General features: G+C 43.9%; 17 protein-coding genes. 5 read left to right on the top strand and 12 right to left on the bottom strand.

The window, feature by feature from the left end:
• Positions 1–14 precede the first annotated feature (14 nt).
• Entirely contained in the window at positions 15–1,040 is a 1,026-nt protein-coding gene (locus tag V7Q33_RS13285) for a PorP/SprF family type IX secretion system membrane protein (protein WP_331980803.1), read from the top strand.
• A 35-nt stretch (positions 1,041–1,075) separates the two neighbouring features.
• Positions 1,076–4,345: an FG-GAP-like repeat-containing protein gene (locus V7Q33_RS13280; RefSeq protein ID WP_333820146.1), complete on the top strand. Its 3,270-nt coding sequence runs from the start codon at positions 1,076–1,078 to the stop codon at positions 4,343–4,345.
• A gap of 61 nt (positions 4,346–4,406) precedes the next feature.
• Here V7Q33_RS13280 and V7Q33_RS13275 read toward each other — a convergent pair whose 3' ends face one another.
• The 12 genes from V7Q33_RS13275 to ispG form a co-directional block, all read right to left on the bottom strand.
• Positions 4,407–4,796, bottom strand: a complete 390-nt coding sequence (locus tag V7Q33_RS13275; RefSeq protein ID WP_333820145.1) for a hypothetical protein — start codon at positions 4,794–4,796, stop codon at positions 4,407–4,409.
• 89 nt (positions 4,797–4,885) lie between these two features.
• A complete protein-coding gene (locus V7Q33_RS13270) occupies positions 4,886–9,283 on the bottom strand; it encodes a PAS domain S-box protein (protein WP_333820144.1) in 4,398 nt (1,465 codons plus the stop codon).
• Between the two features lie 84 nt (positions 9,284–9,367).
• Positions 9,368–9,997 (bottom strand): response regulator transcription factor, encoded by a 630-nt coding sequence (locus V7Q33_RS13265; protein WP_331980809.1) that lies wholly within the window; start codon positions 9,995–9,997, stop codon positions 9,368–9,370.
• A gap of 482 nt (positions 9,998–10,479) precedes the next feature.
• Positions 10,480–11,370 carry a DUF5777 family beta-barrel protein gene (locus tag V7Q33_RS13260; RefSeq protein WP_333820143.1) on the bottom strand — a complete coding sequence of 297 codons (891 nt, stop codon included), beginning with the start codon at positions 11,368–11,370 and terminating at the stop codon, positions 10,480–10,482.
• A 6-nt stretch (positions 11,371–11,376) separates the two neighbouring features.
• Positions 11,377–11,916, bottom strand: a complete 540-nt coding sequence (locus V7Q33_RS13255; protein ID WP_333820142.1) for a YceI family protein — start codon at positions 11,914–11,916, stop codon at positions 11,377–11,379.
• A gap of 44 nt (positions 11,917–11,960) precedes the next feature.
• A complete protein-coding gene (locus V7Q33_RS13250; protein WP_333820141.1) occupies positions 11,961–12,725 on the bottom strand; it encodes a SprB repeat-containing protein in 765 nt (254 codons plus the stop codon).
• 50 nt (positions 12,726–12,775) lie between these two features.
• Positions 12,776–14,923: a porin family protein gene (locus tag V7Q33_RS13245; protein ID WP_333820140.1), complete on the bottom strand. Its 2,148-nt coding sequence runs from the start codon at positions 14,921–14,923 to the stop codon at positions 12,776–12,778.
• The gene (locus V7Q33_RS13240; RefSeq protein WP_331980819.1) at positions 14,907–15,509 is read right to left on the bottom strand and encodes an RNA polymerase sigma factor; all 603 of its coding nucleotides are present in this window, start codon (positions 15,507–15,509) and stop codon (positions 14,907–14,909) included. The genes V7Q33_RS13245 and V7Q33_RS13240 overlap by 17 nt, the downstream gene beginning before the upstream one ends.
• 495 nt (positions 15,510–16,004) lie before the next feature.
• Complete coding sequence (locus tag V7Q33_RS13235; protein ID WP_333820139.1) at positions 16,005–18,107, bottom strand: OmpA family protein; 2,103 nt, start codon at positions 18,105–18,107, stop codon at positions 16,005–16,007.
• 48 nt (positions 18,108–18,155) lie between these two features.
• Positions 18,156–18,509 carry an MmcQ/YjbR family DNA-binding protein gene (locus V7Q33_RS13230; protein WP_333820138.1) on the bottom strand — a complete coding sequence of 118 codons (354 nt, stop codon included), beginning with the start codon at positions 18,507–18,509 and terminating at the stop codon, positions 18,156–18,158.
• The gene (locus V7Q33_RS13225; RefSeq protein ID WP_333820137.1) at positions 18,509–18,742 is read right to left on the bottom strand and encodes a DUF6728 family protein; all 234 of its coding nucleotides are present in this window, start codon (positions 18,740–18,742) and stop codon (positions 18,509–18,511) included. Before V7Q33_RS13225 ends, V7Q33_RS13230 begins: the two co-directional genes overlap by 1 nt.
• A gap of 18 nt (positions 18,743–18,760) precedes the next feature.
• Positions 18,761–20,731 carry a (E)-4-hydroxy-3-methylbut-2-enyl-diphosphate synthase gene (gene ispG, locus V7Q33_RS13220; protein ID WP_333820136.1) on the bottom strand — a complete coding sequence of 657 codons (1,971 nt, stop codon included), beginning with the start codon at positions 20,729–20,731 and terminating at the stop codon, positions 18,761–18,763.
• A 198-nt stretch (positions 20,732–20,929) separates the two neighbouring features.
• Here ispG and V7Q33_RS13215 point away from each other — a divergent pair, with 198 nt between their 5' ends.
• From V7Q33_RS13215 to V7Q33_RS13205, 3 genes are all read left to right on the top strand, one after another.
• Complete coding sequence (locus V7Q33_RS13215) at positions 20,930–21,076, top strand: hypothetical protein (RefSeq protein WP_331980829.1); 147 nt, start codon at positions 20,930–20,932, stop codon at positions 21,074–21,076.
• Between the two features lie 478 nt (positions 21,077–21,554).
• Positions 21,555–24,488: a putative Ig domain-containing protein gene (locus V7Q33_RS13210; RefSeq protein WP_333820135.1), complete on the top strand. Its 2,934-nt coding sequence runs from the start codon at positions 21,555–21,557 to the stop codon at positions 24,486–24,488.
• Positions 24,489–24,755: 267 nt separating this feature from the next.
• A partial coding sequence (locus V7Q33_RS13205; RefSeq protein WP_333820134.1) for an Ig domain-containing protein occupies positions 24,756–26,361 on the top strand: 1,606 nt, incomplete at its 3' end.

Below are 26,361 nucleotides of genomic sequence, written 5' to 3'. Positions count from 1 at the left end.
AAAAGATAAACACTATGAAAAAGATATTCTCCATTATCATATTATTTCTCTTCGGATTCTGTGCCTTCGCACAGGATCCGCAGTTCTCGCAGTACTACCAGGCACCGCTATATCTTAATCCCGGTTTTGCAGGTATAACACCGCAGCAACGCCTGGTAATAAACCACAGAATACAGTGGCCAAGCCTGCCACAGGCTTTCTCTACTTATGCAGCTTCGTACGATATCTTTGTGAATGAGCTGCGCAGTGGTTTTGGTATTTTGTTCACAACCGATAAAATGGGATCGGCTGGCTGGCGCACTACCACGGCCAGTCTGCAGTATTCTTATAAAGTAAAGCTCACCAGCAAACTCATCTTCTCGCCCGGTATATCCTTCGGTTATGGATCAAACGGGCTTGACCGCACCAAGCTTTCCATGGGTGACGGACTGGAGTATAATGGCACAACGCTTGATCCGGCCATCAGCAAACTAGGGAATCAAAATTATCTCGACTTTGGCTCTGGATTTTTGCTCTATACAAAAAAGCTTTGGCTTGGAGCATCTTTTATGCACATGAATCAACCCAATCTTTCAGTGCTGGGGGATGTGGGTCGTCTGCCCATGAAAACTTCTATTCATGGTGGTATACGGCTTAACATGAGTGGCTATCGCGCTACGAACCGTGCATCGTATCTAACACCTTCTTTCATTTACCAGATGCAAGGACCAACATTCTCTCAGCTCGATCTGGGTATTAATTATCATATTGATCCTATATCGATTGGCTTTTCATACAGAGGCAAACCTTTTCAAAAGAGCTCCATCAATACAATTCAGCAGGATGCTTTCATCATTTTCCTGGGGCTATATTTCAAAAATCTAAGCGTAGGCTATAGCTACGACTTCACTATCTCCAAGCTACAGACCGCAGCCGGTGGAGCACATGAGATCTCGCTTATCTATGAATTTTCTTCCAAAAGCTCTGATAAGAAAAGCAAGAAGAAATACAAACTGATCCCCTGCCCTTCCTTCAACAGCAAGGAAGGATTCTGGAATTAGTAAATATATACCTCTGGCCCAGACTCTCTGTGAACATGATCACCAGAATATACTCTATCGGTAAACGTTATCAACGAGCAATCAGTCTATATGTCTGTTATAGTCTGGTGAGCATGATAATGGCTATGGGTTGCTTTGCACAATTGCCGACTATCAAGGTGATCAGTAAAACTTCAGGAAGCATGGAACAGGTTATTACGCTTACCGGTAGTGGGTTTGGCTCGGACGCAACACAGCTTGTTGTTATGTTTGGTGCGGTGAGAGCTGATGTAATTTCTGTAACCGACCAGGTGTTGACGGTTAGCATTCCTGCAGGAACAACATACGATGAGATTGCTGTAACCAACCTGGCATCCAATCTCACCGGATATACCGATGACCAATTTTTGTTAAGCTTCCACGGTGACACCAAACAGCCACTCGATGCAAGCAAGCTGATGGGACAATATGATTTCCCCACCAGTACAACAACTGCCGATGGGCTTTATGATATCTGCACATGCGATTTTGACGGTGACCGTAAAAACGATCTGGCAGTAACCAATGATAATTCAGCATTTCTGAATATATACCGCAACACTGGCACAACACCCGGTACGGTTGCATTCAATAACAAAATTGCGCTTAATATATCAACCAGAACGGTCCATGCAGCTTGTGGCGATCTGAATGGCGATGGCAGGCCCGATCTGGCTGTAACAGAAAAAGGATCAACTGATAAGGTATTCTTCCTGCGAAATAACAGTTCAGGTGCGGGAAGTTTTTCGTTTACCACCCAGTCGTTACAATTGGCAGGCAAAACGCCACAGCATGTAAAGATTGCCGACCTTGATCTTGATGGAAAGCCGGAGCTCATTATCAGTTCGCAAGCATCCAACAACGTAATTGTGTTGCCAAATAAAAGCACAAAAGCCGCTATACTTTTCGATACGCCCATGATCATATCCTTTGCCGGAGCATTACATATGGATGCACTGGCTGTGGAAGACTTGAATGGGGACCGATTTCCAGAGATCATCGTAAGTCAGTATCAAACGGCTTCCGATATATATGTAGTTTCCAACAGTAGTATACCCGGCGCAATCTCATTCAGTAATACCACTACTATCAATGCCGGTGCTATAATCAATCATATTCTGGCAGCCGACTTTGACAATGATGGCAAAAAAGATATAGCATATTCCCGCGGGGGAAAACCCGGTGCTGTATCTATTTTGTTGAATCAATCCAGCGGTTCACAAATTGCCTTTAGCAGCGCACAAACTATTGCTACCGATGATGATGCCTGGGGATTATCGACTGGTGACCTGAATGGCGATGGCAACGTTGATCTCGTAGCGGCCTCTGCCACAAAAAAGTCAATAACTGTACTGACCAATTACAGCACTACAGGAAATTTATCCTTTCAATCATTCTCCAAATCTACCACCTATATCAATCGTCATATTGTAATCACCGATGTGGATAGCGATGGTAAACCGGATATTGCCTTTACCAGCATTGATGATAATAAACTAAATATACCTGCATCAAAAGTCTCCGTATTTCGGAACCGAAGTTGCATGATTCCGGATGTAACACCAGCTGGGCCGCTCAATGTTTGCGCGGGTAACGCGGTAAATCTGGTAGCAACACAAGGAGGTGGCATAAACTACGCCTGGACAAACCAGACTACGGCTGCCGTTACGTATGGCACCAACACTTTCACTCCTACCGTTAGCGGAAATTACAATGTAACAGCGCTGGCTGAAAATGGTAGTTGTTCACCAGTATCCAACACCGTAGCTGTAACCATTGGCAGTGGTACTGCAACCAGTACGCAGCCTGCGAACAATGGCCCGGTATGCCTCAATCAAAAGTTAATATTGTCGCTGGGGAACGACCTCGGCTCAGGATTCAGCTATCAATGGAAAAATGCGCAGGGAAATGTAGTGGGTACAGGCGCTTCCATTACAATTAGTCCTGTCAAGCTCTCCGATGCAGGCACCTATAGTGTAGAAGTATATGCAGGCGATCTTACTACAGGCTGCCTGGCCCGTACCGATTTCACCACGGTATCTGTAACCGACATTCCCGATTTTTCGGTGACACGTTCTACAGGAGAAGTAATCTGCGCCAATGATCTTTCCACACTTTCCGTATACCCCGATGTATCCGGATTTACCTATCAATGGTATGAACGAACCGCCGGCATCATCCCTTCTCAAACAGGTAAGAAACTTACGCGAGGAACCAGCGGAGAATACTACTATCAGGCAACATCTTCCAATACCGCATGTCCGGTGGCGACATCATCGTCAGCTACGCTCAATGTTGTGAGTCCACCGACTGTAGTATTTGATGCACCTGCTACAGCTTGTCAGGGCCAAGAGATAACATTCAAAAATTCAACGCAGGTCGCAGCCGAGGCGGAAGTATTGTATCTGTGGGATTTTGGCGATGGCCAAACATCAACTGATAATGTCGGCATCCATACATATGCTTCTGCGGGAACATTTACAGTCAAGTTAACGGTATCATATAAAGGACAAACCTGCCAGGGTTCAGCAACAAAGTCTATACAGATCAGTGCTGCCATACCGCCCGTCATCACCAGCAACACTGAAGCTTTCGATTACTGTGATGGCAAAGACCTCACGTTGCAATTGACTACCGCCTATAATTCCTATCATTGGAACACAGGATCGTCAGACCCAACGCTCACTGTCACGCAAGCCGGTACATATTTCGTTGAAGTAACCGATCCTTCTGGGTGTCTGTTGAAAACAACGCAGATTGTTACGGCAATTCCGGCTCCTATTGTAACTGCAACGGTAACACCAGACGCTATTAACGAAGGCGAAACCGCTCAGCTCGAAGCGAGCGGTCTTGTAAATTATACCTGGGAGCCTGCAACGGGATTATCTGATCCAACCATACCCGATCCTACTGCGAGCCCTGCAACATCTACAGTATATACGGTGGAAGGCAAAGACAGCAATGGATGCATCGGTAAAGCAACGGTACAAGTCGTGGTCAAGGGGGCCATTATTTCCAATAAACTGAAGCCCAGCCTATTCTTTTCTCCCAACGGAGACAACAGCAATCCTTACTGGATTGTAGAAAATATACTCGACTATCCGCAGTGCGGCATCACTATATTTGACGAAAAGGGAGTACAAGTGTATAAAGCACAGCCTTACCTGAACGACTGGGATGGAACGTTCAATGGGAAACCATTGCAGGACGGTGTGTATTTCTTCATTATTCGTTGCGATGGCCAGGAAGCCAAACCACGCACGGGAAGCATTACATTACTCCGATAGCAGTACCGGTAAAGATCCAGTAATAGCAAGCTATACTATACTCTACTTCCACAGGCTATTGTCATTCATCCAGCCATTTTTCAGCGTCTTCCGCCGAGCGAAAGTTTTGTTTTGGAAACAGCGTAGCCTTTGCCACCGCATTAAGCTGCATCTCGGCGATATCATCCCTCAAAACTTCCGCTACCTTTTTTACACCATGCTTTAACACCATGGCCTGAGCTTGTTCATGTAGTTTCACTACATCCTTTGGATGTGTCTTCATTTCTGAGGCATCCGTAAGCAAAGTAAATCCACTCTTAAGTTTTGAAAGTGTTGCCTTCCAGTCAGCAAGATAATTAGGAACCTGTTCGGGACTTCGCCAGAAGCCGATGATCTTCAGATAAGCGCGATTCTTTTCGGTAGAGGCAAATAACGTATAGTATTTGGTCTCACTGATCTTGATTCGTGACATGGTAAACTGAGGTGATAGGGTTTGGATTGTGTATTTTTTTCCTCCAATCTATCGCAAATTACCGATCAATTCAAATACTACCTATTAACTCAATATTGAAGTGCCATGACATACTCGCACAATGTGTGATTGTACTGGTTGAGTTCGGTATAAAGTTCTGTTACCGCAGATGAGTATTGTTGATGTTTTTTCATCTCCTCGAATGCCTTCATCAACGCCGTGCACTTCAGGTTCTTCACAATAGGTGACAGCTTATGAATTTCAGCGCGGATACCTTCTATATTTTTTTCATCAACATATTTGGCAAGGTTCGCACCGAAAAGTTTGAAATCACTCAACACGATTTTCTGTATTTCACGGATTTCGCTACTATCATAATTCAACGCTTCTTCATAAAAGCGGAAGGAAAGAAACTCTTCTTCTTTGCGTTTTTGAGGGCTTACCTTTATAATCTTCTTCACCAGAGCATCGAATTGAAAAGGCTTGGTGAGAATATCCTGGATGTTATTTTGGGCAACACGCTCTTTCAATTCTTCAGAAAGCGACTCCGCTGTAAAAGCAATAACGGGTGTATGGATGTTACGTCCTCCTACCTGACTGCGTATGGCTTTCGTCACCTCGTATCCATCACGTCCCGGCATTTGAATGTCCATCAAAATGACATCAAATATTTTGTTGGCAGTATGAAACAATGCCATGTCACCATCCGGAGCCATCGTGCATTCTACACCATGATCTTTCATATAGGCAGCAATCAGCATTCGGTTAGACTCTACGTCTTCCACGTAGAGCACACGATACCCGCGGAACGAAGCAAGTAACGAAATATCGTTCTTTTCCTTATGTCGTACCACTGGCATGGTGTCCATACAAACTGTAAATGGAAGCGTCACGGAGAATACGGACCCCTCTCCTACTATACTGGTCACGGTAATATCTCCTCCAAGCAGTTCCACCAGGCTGCTTACAATGGAAAGCCCAAGTCCAGTTCCTCCAAACTGGCGGGATATATACTTTTCCGACTGATGGAATGGTTTAAAAATAAGCGGCAGCTTCTCCTCTGATATACCGATACCTGAATCGCTGACTTCAAACGACAATTTGCATTGATTTCCCTGTCTTGCCGCAAGCGATACCTTTACTTTAACGAAACCCCGCTGGGTAAATTTTAACGCGTTGTTTACCAGGTTATTCAGCACCTGGTTGAGACGCATTGAATCACCAATCAGCATCGGAGGTATTACGGCATCGGCGGTTACTTTGAAATCAAGTCCCTTCTCATGCGCAATGGGCTGATATGCTGACTGAAATTGTTGAAGTAGTTCAAGTGTGTTGAAGGCTATCTCCTCACGCTCTATTTTTCCCGCCTGGATCTTATTAAAGTCGAGTATGTCGTTTACCAGGTACATGAGGTTGTCGCTGGAATTCTTCAACGTTTTAATGATCTCGTGCTGGTCTTCTCTTGGATTTTTATTCAAGAGTAAATTAGAAAGACCGATAACAGAATTGAGCGGTGTGCGAATCTCATGACTCATTACAGAAAGAAAGTCTTCTTTTATGGCAGACGCTGCTTCGGCCATGTGCTTTGCTTCGATGATTTCTTCTTCGCGTTTCTTGTTTAGCGTGATGTCGTAACTAAAAGAAAAATAACCTTCAAAGACTCCGTCATTAATCAATGGCGTAATATGTTTCAGCCACCACACCAGTTCACCTGATTTGGTTCGATAGCAAACTTCACCGCGCCAGTCATTACCCTCTTTGAGCTGGTTCCAGATACCATCAAAAAACTCAGGCCCCTGCGAACCTGATATATTCGCCTGCAATTCGCGATGACCGAGTCCTACAACTTCGGCACGGCTATATCCCATCACTTTCTCGAACATCTGATTTACATCCGTGATAATACCCTTTGCATCCGAAGAGATAATGATTGCAATTTGATTAAGTGCGTCTGTCTTGATCCTAAGCTGTCGATAAGTATGCTTCAGCTTATCCTGAGAATCGATAAGCTTTTTATTTATACTTTCGAGTAACCCTGATCGCTTGCGAAGTTCTTTTAGTAAAGTTTGCAAGCGCTTGTTCAATGATTTATAAGCACGTAACGAATTCGTAAGCCGGGCATTGGACTGACTGAGTTTTAGCTCATATGCAATTTCATATCCGATGTCGCGGGAGAGCGACCGCACCGAGGTTACTTTACCATCACGATCATATACAGCTTTAAAACTCATCTGGCACCATACATATTCATCCGAGTTCTTTCGCTGTACTCTTACTTTTACATTGGATGTCTTTCCGGGATATCGGATGGCATCTTTAAATCCGAGAATGAGTTGTCTTCGGTCCATTGGATGAATACACGGATCAACCAATCTATTGCCAACAACTTCTTCCGGTAAATATCCCAGCACCGTTGTAATCGCTGGCGAAACGTATTCCATGACGCCATCCAGATTATACAATCCCAGTATTTCGTGTCCAACTTCCGCAAGCAATTGATATTTCTCCTTACTTAACCGAAGTTCTTCTGCTATATGTTTAGATTCTGTTATATCGCGTGCCACGCCGAATATTTCAACAGGCTCGCCATTCGAATTTCGGAATACATCACCCTTCAATCGCGCCCAGCGAATGTCACCGTTGGGGCCATAGAACCGATGCTCCACATGATACGGTTCCCCATTTTGAATGCAGGTACTTGCACACTCGCGCACTTTATCTCGATCATCCGGATGAACATATTGCATAAATGTTTCACCCGTAATGCCACTGCTCACTGGCAAACCATATATCTTATACGTAGTCTCAGACCAGAGTAACGAGTTGGTGGTAATATCCCAACGCCAGCTTCCTATATTAGAAAAGTTGAGCGACAACCGGAATAGTTTTTCCATGTCGCGTGATGATTGCTCGGCAGCCAGGCGTTCCGTTACTTCAATCAACACATACATTCTACACGATGTACCCACCAGCGCGATGTTATCGGCCTGCACCTCAAACGATCTTACTTTGTGATCTTTATCGTAAAAATGACCGATGAATTGATGATATGTATTTTCATCTGCAACACGCTTTTCTTTCAGCTCACGAATCAGCGCTTTTGTTTCAGGAGTAGCGTGCGAAGTAACCCGTGGTATTTGTTCTTCACTGTAAGTATCCAGATCAGCATAGCCGAATATATCCAATAATGTTTTGTTGGCGTATATGATTCTGTCGTCTTTCGCAATACAAACTCCAAGCAACGTGCTCTCTATGAGAGTGCGATATTTATCCTCGCTTTCACGGCGCAGAAGTTTTTCGCGCATAAGAAGTTGATTTTTACGCTCTACTTCCTTACGCTTCTTCAATGACAACCGCTGGCGGCTGAGTATCAACAAAAGAATACAGATCGATCCGGCAAGACCGATTACAAGTGAGTTTCTTCTATACACCTCCAGCTTATTCTGATGAGCCATCAAAGAAAGCTCCATCTCTTTCCGCTCCATTTCATGATTGTGTCGCAGGCTTTCGATAGAACTGCGTGCATCAGCACTTAGCAGGCTATCATTCAAAGCTATATACCGAGACTGGTATAGATAGGCCTGATTAAATTCACTGACAGCCTCATATGCTTTTGACAGGCGCAGGTAACTGTCAGCGATATCATTTTTGATATTGGATTCACGCGCATACCGCAAGGCTTTTTTGGCTGCCTCCAGCGCTTCGCTAAACTTATGCTGGGCTATATATATTTCACTTAATCCACTATAAATCGGGGAATATCGCGACACAGATCCGCAGCTCGTCACGATTTGAAGTGCCTGTTGTTCCCACTGGAGTGCTTCCGACAAGTTGCCTCTTTTAAAATATATACCTCCAATAGCTAAAAACGTATTTCCTAATGCTGGCTTGTCATCGGTCTCACGCTCGATCGCCATCGCCTTTGTGTAATATTCGAGCGCCAGAGAATCCTTATTGGCTTCCTCATAAATATAGGCGATGTTACCCCATGCACGTGACATTCCGGTTTTAAATCCTATTTTTTGCCAAGCCTCAAGCGCTTTGTGGAAATGCCTCAGAGCTTGTTCATTATCTTTTTGATCGAGGAAAATAACACCAATGTTATTATAGCACGCTGCAATACGTCTTGTGTTTTGCAGAGTTTCATAGATATGCAGCGCTTTGTAGAAAAAGTCAACGGCCTTCGTGGGATTTCCACTCCGACCGTTGTATACACCTAAAAAGATATAGGCTTTGGCTTCGCCTTTTGGAAATCCGATCTGCTGAGACAACGTGATCATTTCCTGGGCTATCGCTGGCATTTTCTCGTTGTCGAGATAACTCTGCTCATCGCAAAGTTCTGCCAGCGTATTAACACGATTGGTATCTTGTGGAAGAGTTTTTAGAACCTCATATAAACTATCAACAACCGCTTGTTGCGCCTGGCTGGTGTACGTAACAGCCAGGAGCATAAATAACAGCAAACCAAGACACAATCCTTTCCTCATAAAAGTACTTCCAGGTGCTATTTTTATAGTACAATCAAAAAGCTCTTTGCTCACAGTACAATCATCGGAAAATTTCTTTCCGGATCAGAAACGTATTTTCTGCTCTGCGATTTTGGCAACAAGCTCTGTGGTATTTTTGAGATCGAATTTTCCAAGCACATTGGCGCGATGGGTTTCGATTGTACGAGGACTGACTTCCATTCGAGCCGCTATTTCCTTACTCGAACATCCCTCAATCAGATATTTAACCACTTCTTTCTCTTTGGTAGTAAGGAATGGAAGACCTCTGTATGATTTTTTATAAAGACTGCTAACTAACAGGTTGGATATTTCGAGCGAATAAAATTTTTCACCTTGCATTACTTTGTGCAAACCGAGGATAAGCTCTTCAGATTCAACATCCTTGTGAATATAGCCGTCTATACCCGCTTCCATGGCATTTACTATGTAAAATTCTTCTTTATGTGAGCTCAGGATAACAACTTTGATACCAGGCTTCTTATCTTTAATAAATTTTGCAACATCCAGGCCGCTCTCCTTATCCAGCGAAATATCGATCAGCACCAGATTAGCCTGTATGTCACCGATTTGTGACTTCACGGAGCTGAAATTTTTAAATTCCCCCACTATACTGAACCGAGGATCTTTTTTGAGAATGGATACCAGACCAATTCTAAACAAGGCATGATCGTCAATTACAATTAGCTTTATCATATTGTTTTTTAATAAGTTCTTCTCCCACTATTCAACGACTGCTTCTCCAAATCGTTAAATTCATCAACAGCATGTTATGTATGATTTCATCAACAGAAGAATACCGCGGGCTAACGTATAGCAGCTGCTTGGCTACTCAACAAATATGTGTGTCTATACTTTCATTTATACTGCATTATGGGATGACAAAAAGGTGTACTTGTCTAACACATATTCCTGTATTCCTTTGGAAAGAGGACATTTAGGTACCCACCAATTTGTTTACAAACCACTTAAATTGCCTAAAAACGAGTTCTTTTTTGTCTACCGATTCGTCCACATCAAAAAAAAGAGATATATGGGGTATCCAATGCCGGACAACAGCCACGTAAATTCAGTCCTTATTAACCTATACAGACTATAAAAAAAGCTCCAGGCATAAACGACCTGAAGCTTTTGAAACTTGTAAGCGTAATGTAAGAAATTACACGTTCTTATATATTTTATTGTCTGCGCTTCAATTGAAAAGCGCGGGTAACGTTGAATCCCAAATGTATATCACCTTTAAAAAACTTTCCGTCTGTTTCAGTAATGAACGAGCGCTCAACCATGCCGCGTGTGTTCGTTAACACGATTTGAAAAACGTGTCCACCAGTTTCAATATCAATAGCAAATCCCAGTGCATCGCGGTATGCTGTGTTACCGGCAGGATTTACACGATAATAATATTCAGCATTAACTGAAACACTGCGCGTGAATTTTATACGTCCACCGATTCCAATAGCCACCTGATTATTATCACCTTCATCCAATGCTACGTAATTCTTGTGCACATAGGTTGGCATCAGCTGCAGTGACAGGTTCTGTGTAAATTTTCTGGCAATGAGCAATTGAGCTGTATAGGCCAATCGATCAGTACGTTCAAAACCATCTGGCACCTCTGTCTCACGCGGGGATGCTTTGTAGGTTGTGCTTCCAAAGGCTGTGATTGTAACCGGAACACCTTCTTTCGATTGTTTCAGGAATTTATACTTCAAGTAACCATCAACAGTCTTATCGGTAGAACTGCGGCCAATACCAATATCAAGATCATCCGTCAGACCATATTGAAGCCCGAGGCGCACGTAAGCATCATCAAGTCCAAACAGTTCGTAAAGCCCCTGATTCAAGCGACCAAAACGGTGTGCAAAAATAAATTCAAGCGTACCCTTTCCTACGGTTTCAACTGTATGGCCATTTACAAGGCGTGTTCCTTTAAAAGTCTGTGCTACATATGCCGGCTCTTTCTCTGAACTTTGCTCCAGCTCTTTTAGTAAATCCTCCTGAGCAAATGCTGTTGCTGTCGTCAGCAACGCAAACAGAGCAGGCATCGCTCCTTTAAAAATAAATCGCATGTTTGCTTATTGGGGTTTATAGGTAAAATTTAGTGTGACTTCGACCTGCTCTGCAATGTTTTGCCACATCAGTTTAGGTATATCTACTTTATAATCTACCAACTTCACAATAAACACTGACTTCATTATCAAGTTGTCACCTGATTTCTCTATGGTTCCGGGAATCTCTACATCGCGGGTAACACCATGTATGGTGAGTTTACCTTTTGCCGTTACATTTTGTGAAGCCGCATTAGCGGGGTCGTACCCTGACACTTTACCCTGAAAAGTAGACTTGGGATATTTCTCAGTCTCCATATACTTTTCGTTGAAGTGCTCCTGCATGAGCGATTTCTTGAATTGAAATTCATTTACCGGCACAATGAACGCTATATCGCCTGTGTTTGAATAAAATACGCTGGTCGCCTTTTGATTATCAGCTTTTATATCTTCTATCGTTGCGTGCGAAAAGAACGTAATGCTACTTTTACTTGCAGTATACTTTTGTGCATAAGTGCCGGCAACCGAACAGGCTACCAAAAGCACAATGAAGGAAATTACTCTCATGATTGTGTTTCGTTAATTATTACTTATATCGAATCAGTGTTCCATTAGTTATTCACTGCGCCATCGGTTACCCAGCAGGAGATCAGGTTAATCTGTTCTTGTGTAATTGATCTTCCATCGGGAGGCATTGACCGGCTCGCGGTTCGTGCCTTGATTTCGCTTGCGTTTTTTTGCACATTCGCGAAACTGCTGAAGTTAGGGCTTTGACCACCGCTTACGTGACAGCCTGAAACCGCACAGTTCGCATCAATGATCGCCTTGATATTGCCTGTCCAGCTTATACCTGTATTACCATGCGCTACGGTGGCATTAACCGTAAGTGAACATCCTTCAGAATCTTTCACAGTGATGCGATAGATACCTTCGCCTAATTCGCTGAAAACAGAATCTGTACTGAAACTACCAGAACCTATTTTGAATTGAAATGGTGAATGAGAACCTGTTGCATTTACCATAATCTTTCCATTGTTTGAAAGACATTCCGAGTCTGCTGTAGAGTGATAGGTAGCGGCCAGATCAGAGTTTTGTATCGCCAAAGTAACTTCTGTTTGCGTATCGCACCCCTTTGAATCCTGTAATGTAATGGTAAAAGTACCACCACCCAATCCTGAAAATGCTCCGGATGACTGAAATGTACCGCCATTGATGCTATATTGATAAGGTGTTTCTCCTCCGGAGGCTGTTACGGTTATAGCGCCATCAAAACTTTCGCAGCTTGTTGGATTAGTCTTCGATTCTACTGAAAGAACAACAGGATTTGCACCACAATCAACTGCTGCTACCTCTACGTGATTTGTACATCTTCCCAAAACGAAAACCAACACCACCGCACAAAAAAAATTTAACTTACGAATCATCTTTATTTATTGAGTTGATACTTTAGCGTAAAGAAGGATCCTGCACTAACAAGATTTACTTTGCCTTGTCCTACGCCAGATATAGGTGCTTTGAGGAAAGGCTCAACCTGGAAATAGAAGCGTTCATTGATCTTATACTGCAGACCAATAGAAAGATTAAGCATACTAAACCAGTTGCGATTTTTATTCTTATAATTTTCTGAATAGAGATACGCATCATTATTGTTACTCATAGTATACACATAACTTTCTTTGAGCATGACGTACGATGAAGTTCCAACTGTAACAAATACATTCAGGCGCGATGCAGGCACCAGGTAATAGGTAATATTGATTGGAATATCGAGTACACGACAATCTCCATCGAGATATTCGGCATACCATGTGTTACCTTGATTTGTATACGTTATACCAGGATCAGATATACCATATAGTTTCTTTGACCAGATCGCTCCAATACTAAATCCCCAATGCTTCGAAGGAGAATATTCACCGAGCAATCCAACATTAATACCGGGTTTACCAGGCTTGGTATAGCCAATAGCACTAAAGTCTGGCGACAATACCAGTTTGGTAAACCAGATTCCCTTTCGCTTCGCTTTTTCTTTGTGCTCTTCCTTTGTTACGGATGCTGTGCTATCGGCTCTGTCTTTATTAACAGTGAGCGTATCGTCTTTTACCTGGGCACTGTCTGTTTTATTCATAGATGCCTCCTGTAACGAAGCTGCAGCTCCATCCTTCTTATCCACAGCATTCGCATTGCTGTTATTTTTCACAGCTGCGGAATCACTCCTGTTTTTTGACTGGATTCCAATATCAGTATATATAGCCGGGCTGATCGATTGATTCTGTCTGTCGGCCTTGCCATCTGTTGGAATTACACTATTGTTCTGATTTATGGCATTGCCGTTATCCTGCGGAAGCACTGCCGCAGGTTTACTGTTTCGATTGTCAGATGATATACGATTTATAGCTGCGGTAGCCGCATTCTCATCGCGTTGTTCAAGCTTCATGCTGTCTATTCGCCAGTCATTGCCTGTCTTGTTGCTATCGTTAAAAGCAGTGGCCTGCCTATTCTCAGCAGCAGTATTAGTCGTCTCTTCAGTTGCTTTGTTTTCCGTATTTGCATTTCTATCCAAAGCCGCGGGCTGACCTATTAAATCCGGTTTATGCTCAGCTGCATTGACTGCATCATCCTTTAAGCCTAAGGCAGCTATATCTTGTTTTGTCGCTATGTCATTGGTCTGTACACGCTTTTCTTCTGATGGTGATGATGTATTACTGGTAGCAATGGTTTGGATTTTATCCACCGCTATATTTTGGCGGGAGGCGGGGAGTTTCTTTTGCTTATCGGTTGATAACATTGAAGCTTCTTCTACACGCCTGTCTTTTTTGTCTTTTGAGACAAAACCAATCGTATCAGCGTCATGAGAAGACAAACTATCGCCATGACCTGATACCTTTTCAACCTTCACACCCCCGGTATTTTTACGAGCTCTGGCTGGTTTGCCGTCAACATAGGTTGCAGAATTACTTTGCAAAGCCTTATCGCCCGATGCTACTGTTGCTCCATTATTGATTGCTGCATTTCCTTTACCGCCACGTTCAGTCGACTTAATTTCTTTATACTGTTCTTTTTGAACATCCCGATTAACACTTGTTGCAGATTCTCCGCTATGTTTGTTTTCAACTGAAGACTTCGAGCTGAGGGCAGTCTCTTTATCACTATCTGCCGGCAACGTATTTTCTGCTGCCGCATCCGTAGCAGCCCGTTGAACTATAGAGGGATGATTGATAGTTGCATCGGAAGAGTCCTCTGTAACCGCTCGCCCGGCTGCAGAAGCATCATCATTACCCAGTAAATTCTCTAGATTATCATCATCGGAAGCGATTGATCGAGTACCTTCCGCTGTTTTTGCAATGCTTGCTGTTGATGAAGTCTTGTACTGATATACACCCCACCACGAAGCCGTGAGAAGCAAAAGTATTAAGGGAATATAAACTGCTATTCGCTTATACCAAGAGATCCTGTCATCGCGATCGAGGCGCTTCGATAATTTTTCCCAGTCTTGTGGATCAAACTCCGGCTGTCCATGCTGCGCTGCTTCACGGAAGAGCTTGTCCAGTTCATCATCAGAAATATTGCGCATAACTGTTGATGTTTATTTTTCGTAACTGGTTTTTGAGATGCTCTCTCGCTTTAAAGAGGTTGGACTTTGAGGTGCCTACGACTATGCCTAATTGTTCTGCTATTTCTTCGTGTGTAAAGCCATCAATTACATACAAGTTAAAGACTGCGCGATAGGCATCCGGTAATTTTTGTACCATGGCGATCAGATCTTCGTAAGCCACTTGTTCATTGCCAGTGGTGCCTGTTGAAATATTTTGTACGGAAACATCTTCTATATCCTGGTGGTGGTAGTGCTTGTTGTGCTTCCGGTAGTGATCAATGGCGGTATTGATCATGATTTTTCGCAACCATGATTTTGCAGAAGCCTGTTCATCGTGCTGATGTACATGTGTAAAAAACTTCATAAAGCCGTCATTCAGAATCTCCCGGGCTTCTTCCTTTGTTTTGGAATAGCGCAGACAAACACTCATAGCATACCCATAGAAGTGCTCATAAAGAGCCTTCTGTGCTTCACGGTCGCCTTTTCTGCAACCATGCAGCAAAGCCTTTATCTGCTTTGTGTCTTCCAAGGTATTTTTAGAATCTTTCACGAGACGCGGGGTCATTCAAAAGGGTTGCCTTCACGAAAAATAAATCCTTCCAGGGGGGCAATGGCAGCTCCATGCTGATCGTATCTGAACGAAATACCCCCCGAGTATTTTGCAAAATAATAATCTGACAACAGGTAATTCCGGGTTTAGATTCAACGAATCATTTTTATCATAAAATTGAGATCATTAACACCTATGTTGCGCCGGAAGGAAGTAGACAAAAAGGTATTCACTTTATAAAGGGGAGTATAACTAAAATATATACACCCCAAGATGGGTTTTCTGAGGTAAGGAAAACTGATTATTTCTTGATATTTTTCACAACGGTGCGGGCGCTCAAGGCGCTGATCTGTACTATAAACTACATATAATCCGGCAGGCAAATGACAATATTGAAGGCCTGTTCGCCGGCTTCCAGCACCTGACCGTAAGCACCTGTCCTGCTGTGGTCATAAACTGCACACTGGTTCCTTTCCAGGCTCTCCGATAAACCGCTTCATCATGATATATCTACTTAACGATTGTAAACTCCACCCGTCTGTTTAGTTTTTTAGTTTCTTCGGAGGCATTGCTGGCAATTGGTTTTGTTCCTCCATAACCTTTACCGGTAATGCGATTCGCGGCTATACCTTTACTTACCAGGTAATTCTTGATCGTTTCTACACGTTTCTCGGAGAGCTCTTTGTTCAGGGCCGGGTTCCCAACATTATCCGTATGGCCTGCAAGCTCAATATGAATGACCGGATTATCCATCATCAATTTCACCAGGCGTTCCATCTCGGGATAACTTTCAGGCATCAGGTCGGCTTTGCTTTGTATAAAAAATACGTTATTGAGTGTAATCGTCTTCCCTACTTCCAACGGCGTCAGGTAGAGGTCGCGTTGTATTTCCTGGTATGGCTTCTCTTCGCTCAGGTCGATATTATTACTTTCAGACAAAAACTGCTCTTTTTCAGCCAGAAATCCATACGCCTTGCTATAAGGCAACACAATTTTATAGCTTCCGTCCTGCGGGTTGGATTGTGCTGCGCCTATGTCTTTTCCGTTACTCAGTTCATGATAGGTAATGGTGGCACCGATCGGCTGGTTCGTTGCTTTGTTAAAAACCTTCCCTTGTACAATTACTACCGGATCAGGCTGAGCTTCTTTCACCATGCTGATACTATAAATGTCGGCACCGCCCAGGCTCTGATCGTTCGATACGATATAAGCTATATCTCCGGAAGCCGGCACACTATAATAGGCATCCCAGTTAATCGTATTTACGGATGGGCCGAGATTCAACGGCTCTGACCAGTTCTTCCAGGTATCATCCAGTCGTTTGGTAACAAATATATCATTGCTGCCATAACCCGGCTTTCCATTAGTAGAATAATATAGCGTTTTGCCATCGGCCGCAATGGTGGGGGTAATATCTTTACCATACGTATTGATCACGGAGCCCATGTTTTCCGGTACCGACCATGTTCCGTCTTCCTGCTGAAACGAAACATACAAATCTGTGCCTCCATACGTGATATCGCGCTCTATGGAGGAGATGATTACCTGGCGATCGGGCGAGAGTGCAAAAGACACTTCAGTTGAATAGTTATAATAATTCTCAATTTTTATCTGCTCGGGTATACTCCAACCACTCGGCGTGCGATGCGTCATCGATAAACCTTCGTATTTGTTCAGCTTCCCCCGCTCTGTTTTATACATACCGTTCACCAGTAATGAGTTATTGTCTGGTGTGGCGTTGATAACAAAGTCTGCTTCGCGCGTATTGACGGGCTTGCCTATATTTTTACGCGGAGCCCAGGTGCCGTCTTCCTTACGGGTTGCATACCAGATATCTGAATTTGCAGCTACTTCAATATTAGCCGGATCATCTTCTACTGCGTAATATAGCGTTTTGCCATCGGCACTAATCACCGGCATAATATCATCGTCTTTGGTGTTTACGGCTGCGCCTAAATTCTTCTTGGTATATTTTGCAGCAGCAGCATTAGGAACCAGGTTAATTTTAAACGACTGCTTCACTACAAGTTGATCCACCTGTATCGTTCCTCGTCCATAAAGTCCATAGCCGATAAAGCCACCCCAAAAGCGCACGTTAGGCAGTGTGAACATTAGCTTCTTGTTGAAATAGAAATTGGTTACAGCACCCTTCTTCTCAATGCCGAGTGTATTACCAGCGGATAACGGATTGGCAATGGGAGCTTCTTCCTGGTAGTATACATATTCTGTATTCTCGGTGCTGTTCTCGCAAAAGATTAATCGACCATCCGGAGCAATAAGATAGTAATACCAGCGATTGTTTTTTGTCTTGCGCGTATCGGCCAGATATATACCATACGTGGCGCTGTCTCCGCTTACTCTGCGGATAAAACTTTCGATGTAGAAATCCTTTTCAGGATCTACCGGGTAATCATGGCTTACAAAGACATTATCTCCGTTCTTGCTGCGAAGCTGCAATGAGCCTCCCTGGATAGCGAGCTCGTGTGCATCATCTTTTTCAAGTCCCCACAAGGCAGCATTGTTGTTAAAGTTTTCATGTACCAGTTCAGGCTGAGCCACCACATATATACAGCTATACAAGGCTGCCAGGGTAAAGAGGGTTCGAAGTAGCATGGGTATTCTATTGAATGCTAATAATACAAAAATCCGGTAAATGCCGAATTATAGCAACAGCAATTCAGCCTGCTGTTTTTTGGTGAGCCCGGAAACAACAAGCTGGTATGAATCATCGATCCATTGACGGATAAATTTATCTGGAACAGAACCGTCCATGATCACGGTGATCCAATGCTTTTTATTCATGTGATAGCCCGGCTGCACAGCCGTATACTGTTCGCGCAGCGCTGCCCCCTGTTCCGGGTCTACTTTCAGATTTATACTTTCAAACAATTCGATATCGGCGAGGGTAAACATCTTACCCATCACTTTATATACCAGGGTGGTTTCCCCGAAGGGAAATTCTTCGGTAACACCTTTCTTCGCGATACAATAATTTCGATACTGCTCTATATTCACTACAACCGTGGTTTGATCACCAGCTTGAAAATGAGGAACAATACTCCCGCCAGAAAGATGATGATGGAGATTCTGTTCACACCGTGCATCATGCGAATGTTGATATTATTCGGCCTTGACGGATCTTTCTTCCTGAAAAAATAATTCCCTACTTCTCCGAGGCTGAAAAATTCTTTCCACGCGCTCTTCTTCGGTTGGCGTTGTGGTGTTGTATCTTTCTTTATTTCTTCCATGATAATTTCATTTTTTGTTTAGTGTTCGCTGGCAGGCTCCAGCTCAATCCAGTCGCCATGCTCACGAATCAGGTTTACCAGTTCATCCACAGCTTGTGCTGTAGGTACATTTTTACGAACTACTTCTTTTCCTTTATACAAAGTAATCCTTCCAGGCCCGGAGCCTACATAACCATAATCGGCATCGGCCATTTCTCCGGGGCCATTCACAATACATCCCATAATACCGATCTTTACTCCTTTCAGGTGGCTGGTGCGTAAACGTATTCTGGCAGTTGTCTCCTGCAGATCGAACAATGTGCGCCCGCAGGAAGGACACGATATATACTCTGTTTTCGAAATACGCGTGCGTGTGGCCTGCAAAATATTGAAGGCCGTTTCATTGATCGTTTTATCAGGTCCGCAATTTACTGTAGATATAAATATACCATCGCCCAACCCGTCTACCAGCAGTCCTCCACAATCAGTAGCTGCATAGAGCTGAAGTTGTTCAACGGAAAGATCAGCATAACGTCTTCCGATAATTACCGGAACATCACATCCCTGGTTGATCAACTCTACAAACAATCTGCGCTGCTCCGCCATGCCATGTTTGTTATCGGTATCGATAAACAATATAGCGGTACGATCAGCTTTTAATTTTGCAATCAACGCGTCATTCACATCCTGCAGCGTAGCATAGATAAAGTTCGCCTTATCCGATTGTGCTACACCTTCAACGTATTGTTCTGCCTGAATGAACGGATAAGTTCTGTCTTTACTGCGTTGTGTTAACCACGTTGCATGGTTGTAAATAAGCCCCAATGTGCCGGGTATTTCGAAATCGATGGTACGATCGCCCAGGTAAATATAGTCGCAGGCCATATCGGTAATGTTCCACTTATCAAGCGGAACGGAATACTGATATCCGAGTGCAAAGAGTGATGCTGCCGTGATCTTTTCCTTCGCAGAAAAATCAGCCACCACACGCGGCACCAGGTGTTCAGCACCACCGATGTTAAGTACTTCACGCGTTACACGGCGGTTGTATTCAAACGGAGTGATCGGGTAATGATTAATTGCAGGAATCGAAGCATGACCACTCCGGTTGTCGTATCGCCTGGCCAACGTGTAGGCTACAGGCACTTCGGCTTCCGGCTCTTCCGTGAGTGACACCCGAATGGTATCGCCCAGTCCGTCTTCCAGCAAGGTGCCGATCCCCACTGAAGATTTTATACGACCGTCTTCGCCTTCGCCCGCTTCGGTTACACCAAGGTGGAGCGGATAAGGCTTTAGTCCTTCTTCATCCAGTTTTTGTACGAGCAGACGATACGCCTGCACCATTACCTGCGGGTTGCTGGACTTCATCGACAACACAATGTTGTAAAAGTTTTCATCTTCGCAGATGCGAAGAAACTCGAGTGCCGATTCTACCATACCCACCGGGCTATCGCCATAGCGGCTCATGATGCGATCGCTAAGTGAACCATGATTGGTGCCGATGCGCATGGCTGTACCGTACTCTTTGCATATCCTGATGAGTGGAAGAAATTTATCGCGAATGCGTTGCAGTTCTGCCTGGTATGTAGCTTCTGTGTATTCGATCGTTTCAAAGCGTTTCTTGTCGGCATAGTTGCCGGGATTGATGCGTACCTTTTCAACGAGCCGTGCTGCCAGCTCTGCAGCGTTAGGCGTAAAATGTATATCAGCTACCAGCGGCACGGTATATCCGCGTGCGCGCAGTTCTTTTTTAATCGCCTCCAGGTTCTGCGCCTCTTTCATGCTGGGTGCTGTAATGCGCACATACTCACAGCCGGCCTCTACCATGCGGATGGTTTGTTCTACCGATCCAGGCGTATCCATCGTATCGATAGTGGTCATCGATTGTATGCGAATGGGGTTGTCGCCTCCCATGGGCAAGTCACCGATCTTAACCTCCACCGTTTTTCTACGGCTGTATTGAACAAGGCTGTTACAGTACTGTTTTACGGATGCTATTGACTGATTCACAAAAGATATTTTGTTGTAAAATTAATGCTTACACGTTGATTTTATGAGCATGGTTAACCAAATAAAAATGCCCCTGTTATGATAATTCAGTCCGGGCATCAAATGTTCTCGACATCATAAGAAAATATAATGTAATTGCTGCTGGTAAATGGTATTGCTTTTCAGTAAGTTCGGTCTACTTTTAAAACCCCCTCCATTATGAAAACACTGGTACGCATGTTTCCGGCCTACGGGCTGCGCGCATGGTCTATTACCATAACAATCCTTTCCGAAAAAATTCTCCGAACGATCTTTGACAAGTGGAAGCACCCGGTACTGATGCCTGTCACTGTACAGGATGTATGAACATGTTGATTGTTCTTTCACTGTTCGTAGTTGCGTTGCTTTAATTTGATCAATCCTCCAGGCTTCAAAATTTCCTACCCTTCCAGTTGTGATTGATATCATGCTGCTTGCCGGCACCTCATGCCGGTAAAGTTCCGTTTGCTTTTATCCTTTATTCTACAAATCCTCCTGTATGAACAAATTGTCTGCACTGCTGGCTTTTGTGCCATGCCGTTTGCTTTCGATTAAAAAGCATGCCCCAATCAGAATCTCTTCTATCCTCTGCAATGATTCTTCTGTTGTGAACAAATTCTATCGGATACCACATTCACAACATTTACCTGGAGCAGAGCTCTCTCCATTACTAAAAGTATATATCCGGCAGTGCTGATTAAGCAACGAATAGAAACCCCATGTATACTATCACCCAGGGCGATGGTATGCTACCATCAACAACAATAGCCTCTATACCCGAGAAACAAAAATAAACCCTCTTTGTATGAAAAAAATTCTATTCACACTGGCAGCCTTCGGGCTCTGGTGTATGCTCTCGGTCTTTGCGCATGCGCAAAATTGTACACCGGTAACCAAGATTACATCCACGCTATATAACGGCTTTATTGTTGGCGAAGAAAACTCCATGGCACTCCGTGCTGAATATGGCAGCATCTATCTTAACGGAGTTTTCTCAATCACAGCGGGTATACTTCCTCCGGGGTTAACACTCACAGGTAACAAAATTACAGGCGTACCTACAACTGCTGGCAGCTATACATTTACCGTAGGTGCATCGTCTGCACCTGAATGTCCTGTATTTCAAAGAACCTTTACCCTCGTAGTGCGCTGGAATTTACCTTGCGATGATTTTGAAATAACTGTCGCCAATTTTAGCTCTCCTCCAACATCTATAAGCGAAGATGGTACTATATATTTCCGAACACTTCACTTTGATTCAGTTGGATATACCGCCATAAGCTTACCTCCGGGATTTTCCTTCAATCATTCTTCCGGGTCGTACCAGGCAACGGTTCATGGCACCCCTCAGTCTGCGGGGATTCAAACCATTATACTGGAAGCCTCCACCAACAATGGCTGCCGCGATACCATTCGTTATTCGTGGAAAACCTATTGTTCAGACATAATGATAGATTCAATCAGGCCGGCAAAACCGAAGCTTTCCTATGGTATTATTGGCAGTAATTATAATCAAAGCTTTCATGCAGGCTATGCTTCCAGAAATGTATATATAGCACTAGCTGAAGGATCGTTGCCACCGGGACTCACACTACAAAATGATCGCATCACCGGCATCCCAACAACACCTGGTATTTATAACTTTAAGTTGAGTGCCATCTCATTCAGAGCGCAATGTGAATTATTGCGACAATCCTATTATATTGAAGTAATTCAGCCCAATACCCTCTGCAAAACGTATGATGCCATTACTCCCACCCCAGCTGATGTTAGTTCTCATACATATTACGCCAACGAGTACTTTGCTATTACTCTTTCTGCCAGTAGTGGTGGTGTTGTAGATGATAGTGCAAAATTCAAAATTGTAAGCGGTTATTTACGTTCTGGAATCACATTGAATGGAAATGTCATCAGTGGTATTTCTGATTTAGGTGACGCAAATCTTAACTTTACAATAGGTGCGTTCTCTCGTGACGGGTGCCCGTATTTTACTCAGGAATACAATCTTCACTTTCTCTGGAAAAATCCATGCGATGTTTTTGACGTAGCGCTTATAAATGGAGAATCAGGACTTGGAGTCGTTGGCGAAGAAATGTGGTTCGAAATGGGAACCAACCGTGACTGGGACTCTGTGAAAGTATGGCCAGTAAGTTTACCGGCAGGATTTAGAATGGATACAACTTATTCATCCGATGATCATATAACTATATACGGGCACCCAGTGAATACCGGTGATAATGTGTTTATAGTGGCAGGAAGCGCGGCTGGTGGATGTAGAGATACGCTCGTATTTGTGCACAACATCAAATGTCCTTACCCACAAATGATGGTACCTTCTCCGCAAGAGCTCAGTTATATTCCCGTGAATGAACCTTACGGCCAATTTATAGGTCAGGAGTCCCCGTATGTTATCAGTATAAATTATGAAAATTTCAGGGTAGAATTGGCAGGAGGAACCTTACCACCCGGCCTGACATTAACCGATACTTCGTGGGTATCAGGATATATACATGGCACCCCCACTACTCCGGGATCCTATACCTTTACTGTAGCTGTAAATATAGAAAACTGTACGATACAGGAAGAAACCTATACACTGGCAGTAATCGAACATAAACCTTTCAAACCACTTACACTCTATGCAGAGTGCTCGGACGATCCTTGGTATAAACGCTGGCGTATTCATAATCCCAACAATTTTAATATCCCAGTCACCTGGAAACCCCTCTATTATTATAATGGTACACCAATATCTCTTGTAGCCGCTGCTGCCGGTGACACCTATTTCATTTCTTATGTAATCAACGTACCGCAACCCTCGCTGCCTGGCACCATACAACTGAGTTGGAACGATGGTGACGGAACACCTAAAAGCATAACAAAATCTGCGAGCATGCAATTGTGTGATCCTCCAAGCTGTGCGTTTGCTTCCGATGTAGTGTCGGTCCACCAAGGACTTCAAAAGAACGGATATAACGTAAATGAAAACGACAGTCAACCTTACTGGGCACTTAACAAACCAGATGCAAACGATCAACCTTCCATTGGTATACAGCACTACTCGCTTGGATTTAACGGCTTTATCGTATTACGTATGAGCAGTGTGATCAATGATGAACCCGGTAATGACCTTATTGTATATGAATACTCGGAGGGTAATCCAACCTTTGCACAAAATCCTGAGCGGGCGGAAGTATTTATTTCAAGAGACGGAATAGCCTGGGTATCGCTTGGATTAACTTCACCTTCACCATGTCAGGGAACATTGGATCATTCTTTCGATATCACGGGAAAATTACCATCGTTCCAATATGTAAAAATTGTAGACAAGACTGATCGTAATGCACGTATTCTTAGTGGAGCTTGTGTTCCCACCACCGCATTTGCATTTGACGGTTTGTCCGACGGCTTCGACCTCGATGCTGTAACCTGCGCACAAGGTTCAACCTTCGCGCGGCAGGAAGCTCCGGAAACAACCACGGGCAGCGCTTATATACTGTATCCAAATCCAGCAAAAGACTGGCTCACGGTCGACTTCTCCAACGACAACCTGGCGGATAATAAACAAGTTGAAATCAGCATACGCGACCTGAGCGGCCGTGATCTCTATAAACAAATCCATACACTCGAAGGCGGCACCACCCGTTGTGAAGTAACTTCATTCAAATCCGGTATGTATATACTGCACGCCCGCGGAGTCAATGGTGCTTCCGGGTATTATAAGTTTATGAAAGATTAGGAGATTGGAAATTATAAGATTGAAAGATTGAAAGATTAAGGGTGTCTCTGAAATATTCTGAGTATATATAATTCAGGGATACCCTTTTCCTGTTATCTGTTAACCGTTACATGTGAATAGTTACCCGTTAACTGATAACGATCAGTGCGGTCAGGTGTTTCCGCCTGGCTGACTATAGCGTTAGGTAAAATCTAAACATACTAAAATATAGGCTACTAATAACGATTAACCTGTAACGATTAACTTCTAACAAAACCCCCACGATGTATGAAAAAATCTCTATGCACTTACATAGTCTTAGGGCTATGGATTCTCATGCGTTTACCGGCTTTGGCCCAACCTGGCGATCCGGATTGTACCGTTGTGTATGATTCGATCTTACCGACTCACTTCGCCACGGGCTATGAAGTGGGTGAAGGCTTTTATGAACCATTAACGGCTGTTGATGACAATGGCATTCATCACGATGATGCCTTGTTTAATCTGGAGTACGGTGATTTTCCTCCCGGCCTTTCGCTGGAAGGCAACATATTGTCTGGGATATTTACTACCGTTGGTAATTATACCTTTGCCATCGGTGTAAACGGTGGCCCTGAGTGCCCCACACTTGTACGTGAATATACTCTGGCTGTAACGAATGCTGTTTCTTGTGATGACTTTCATATCGCTGTCATCTACGGAGAATCCGGACATCACAATGTAGGTGAAGAGGAATACTACGGTATTTGTTCCACAGGAATAGAAAATGCCCAAACCTATAATGTATTACATTTACCCAGGGGATACTCCATTCAAAATTATACACCCGGCAATGCGTGCATTGAAGTGTGGGGCTCAGCCCTTGAAACCGGGCCACAAAGTATAATTATTGAAGGCATTTCACCAACCGGCTGCCGCGATACACTTATCCTTACGAATGATTATCATTGTGCTACAATAGAACGGATCGCTCCTTTTATACCCGCTCTGCCACCCAGCCTCATCAACCAGTATTACTCGCAACGATTTTATATTGAGTACACTCCCTTTTCGCTGGGGCTGCCATTCCACTTTAAAATATCGGCTGGTGAACTCCCTCCCGGATTAACATTGCTGGATAGTGGTTATATGGATGCCCACTTGCGCGGTATACCCACTACGCCCGGAGAATATACTTTTACACTACAGGCCATTCTCGGAGATAGCTGCGTTACGGTTGAGCAAGTGTATACATTGCTGATCGAAGAAACGCACGACTGCAGCGGCTTTAGTATAGGTATTGTTTACGCTGAGAATACCTACGGATATGTTGGTATACCAGAGTTTTATGATATCTGTAATACCGCCGATGCTGAACCTGTACAATTTGAACCTGCCGGTTTGTTACCAGGGTATACATTAACCGCCAATAGCCCGGGTTGTACAACTCTGGCCGGAACCGTTACAGAAGCAGGTACATTCAGCATGAAAATAGTTGGAAAAACTCCCTTGGGATGTGTCGATACGCTGATCATCGCCAATACCTGGACGTGTATTGATGGCGGTGGGTTCGATCCGCAGGAACTTCCTTCCTATACAGTAGGGCAACCTGTACGGAAAGGTTTTCTTTCATCTACGCATACTCAGTTCGGAGTACCGATGACGTATGAAGTTACTTCAGGCACACTTCCCCCCGGATTGACATTGGATGCTGACAGCGTGGGCTATACCGATTATGATGTTTACCTCTCCGGCCAGCCTACCACACCGGGCACTTATACCTTTACCATACGCGGATACCTCGGAACAAATTGTGCCGGCTCTTCGCAAACCTATACCGTACAAATTGTAAATCCTGCTGCACCCAGATCGCTTGTGCTTACACCGCTCTGTGCGGATAGTATCGCTGTACGCA

The sequence above is a fragment of the Ohtaekwangia sp. genome (genome assembly GCF_036786105.1).
GTDB lineage: Bacteria > Bacteroidota > Bacteroidia > Cytophagales > Cyclobacteriaceae > Ohtaekwangia.
This window is presented reverse-complemented; position numbering and strand designations above follow the sequence as displayed.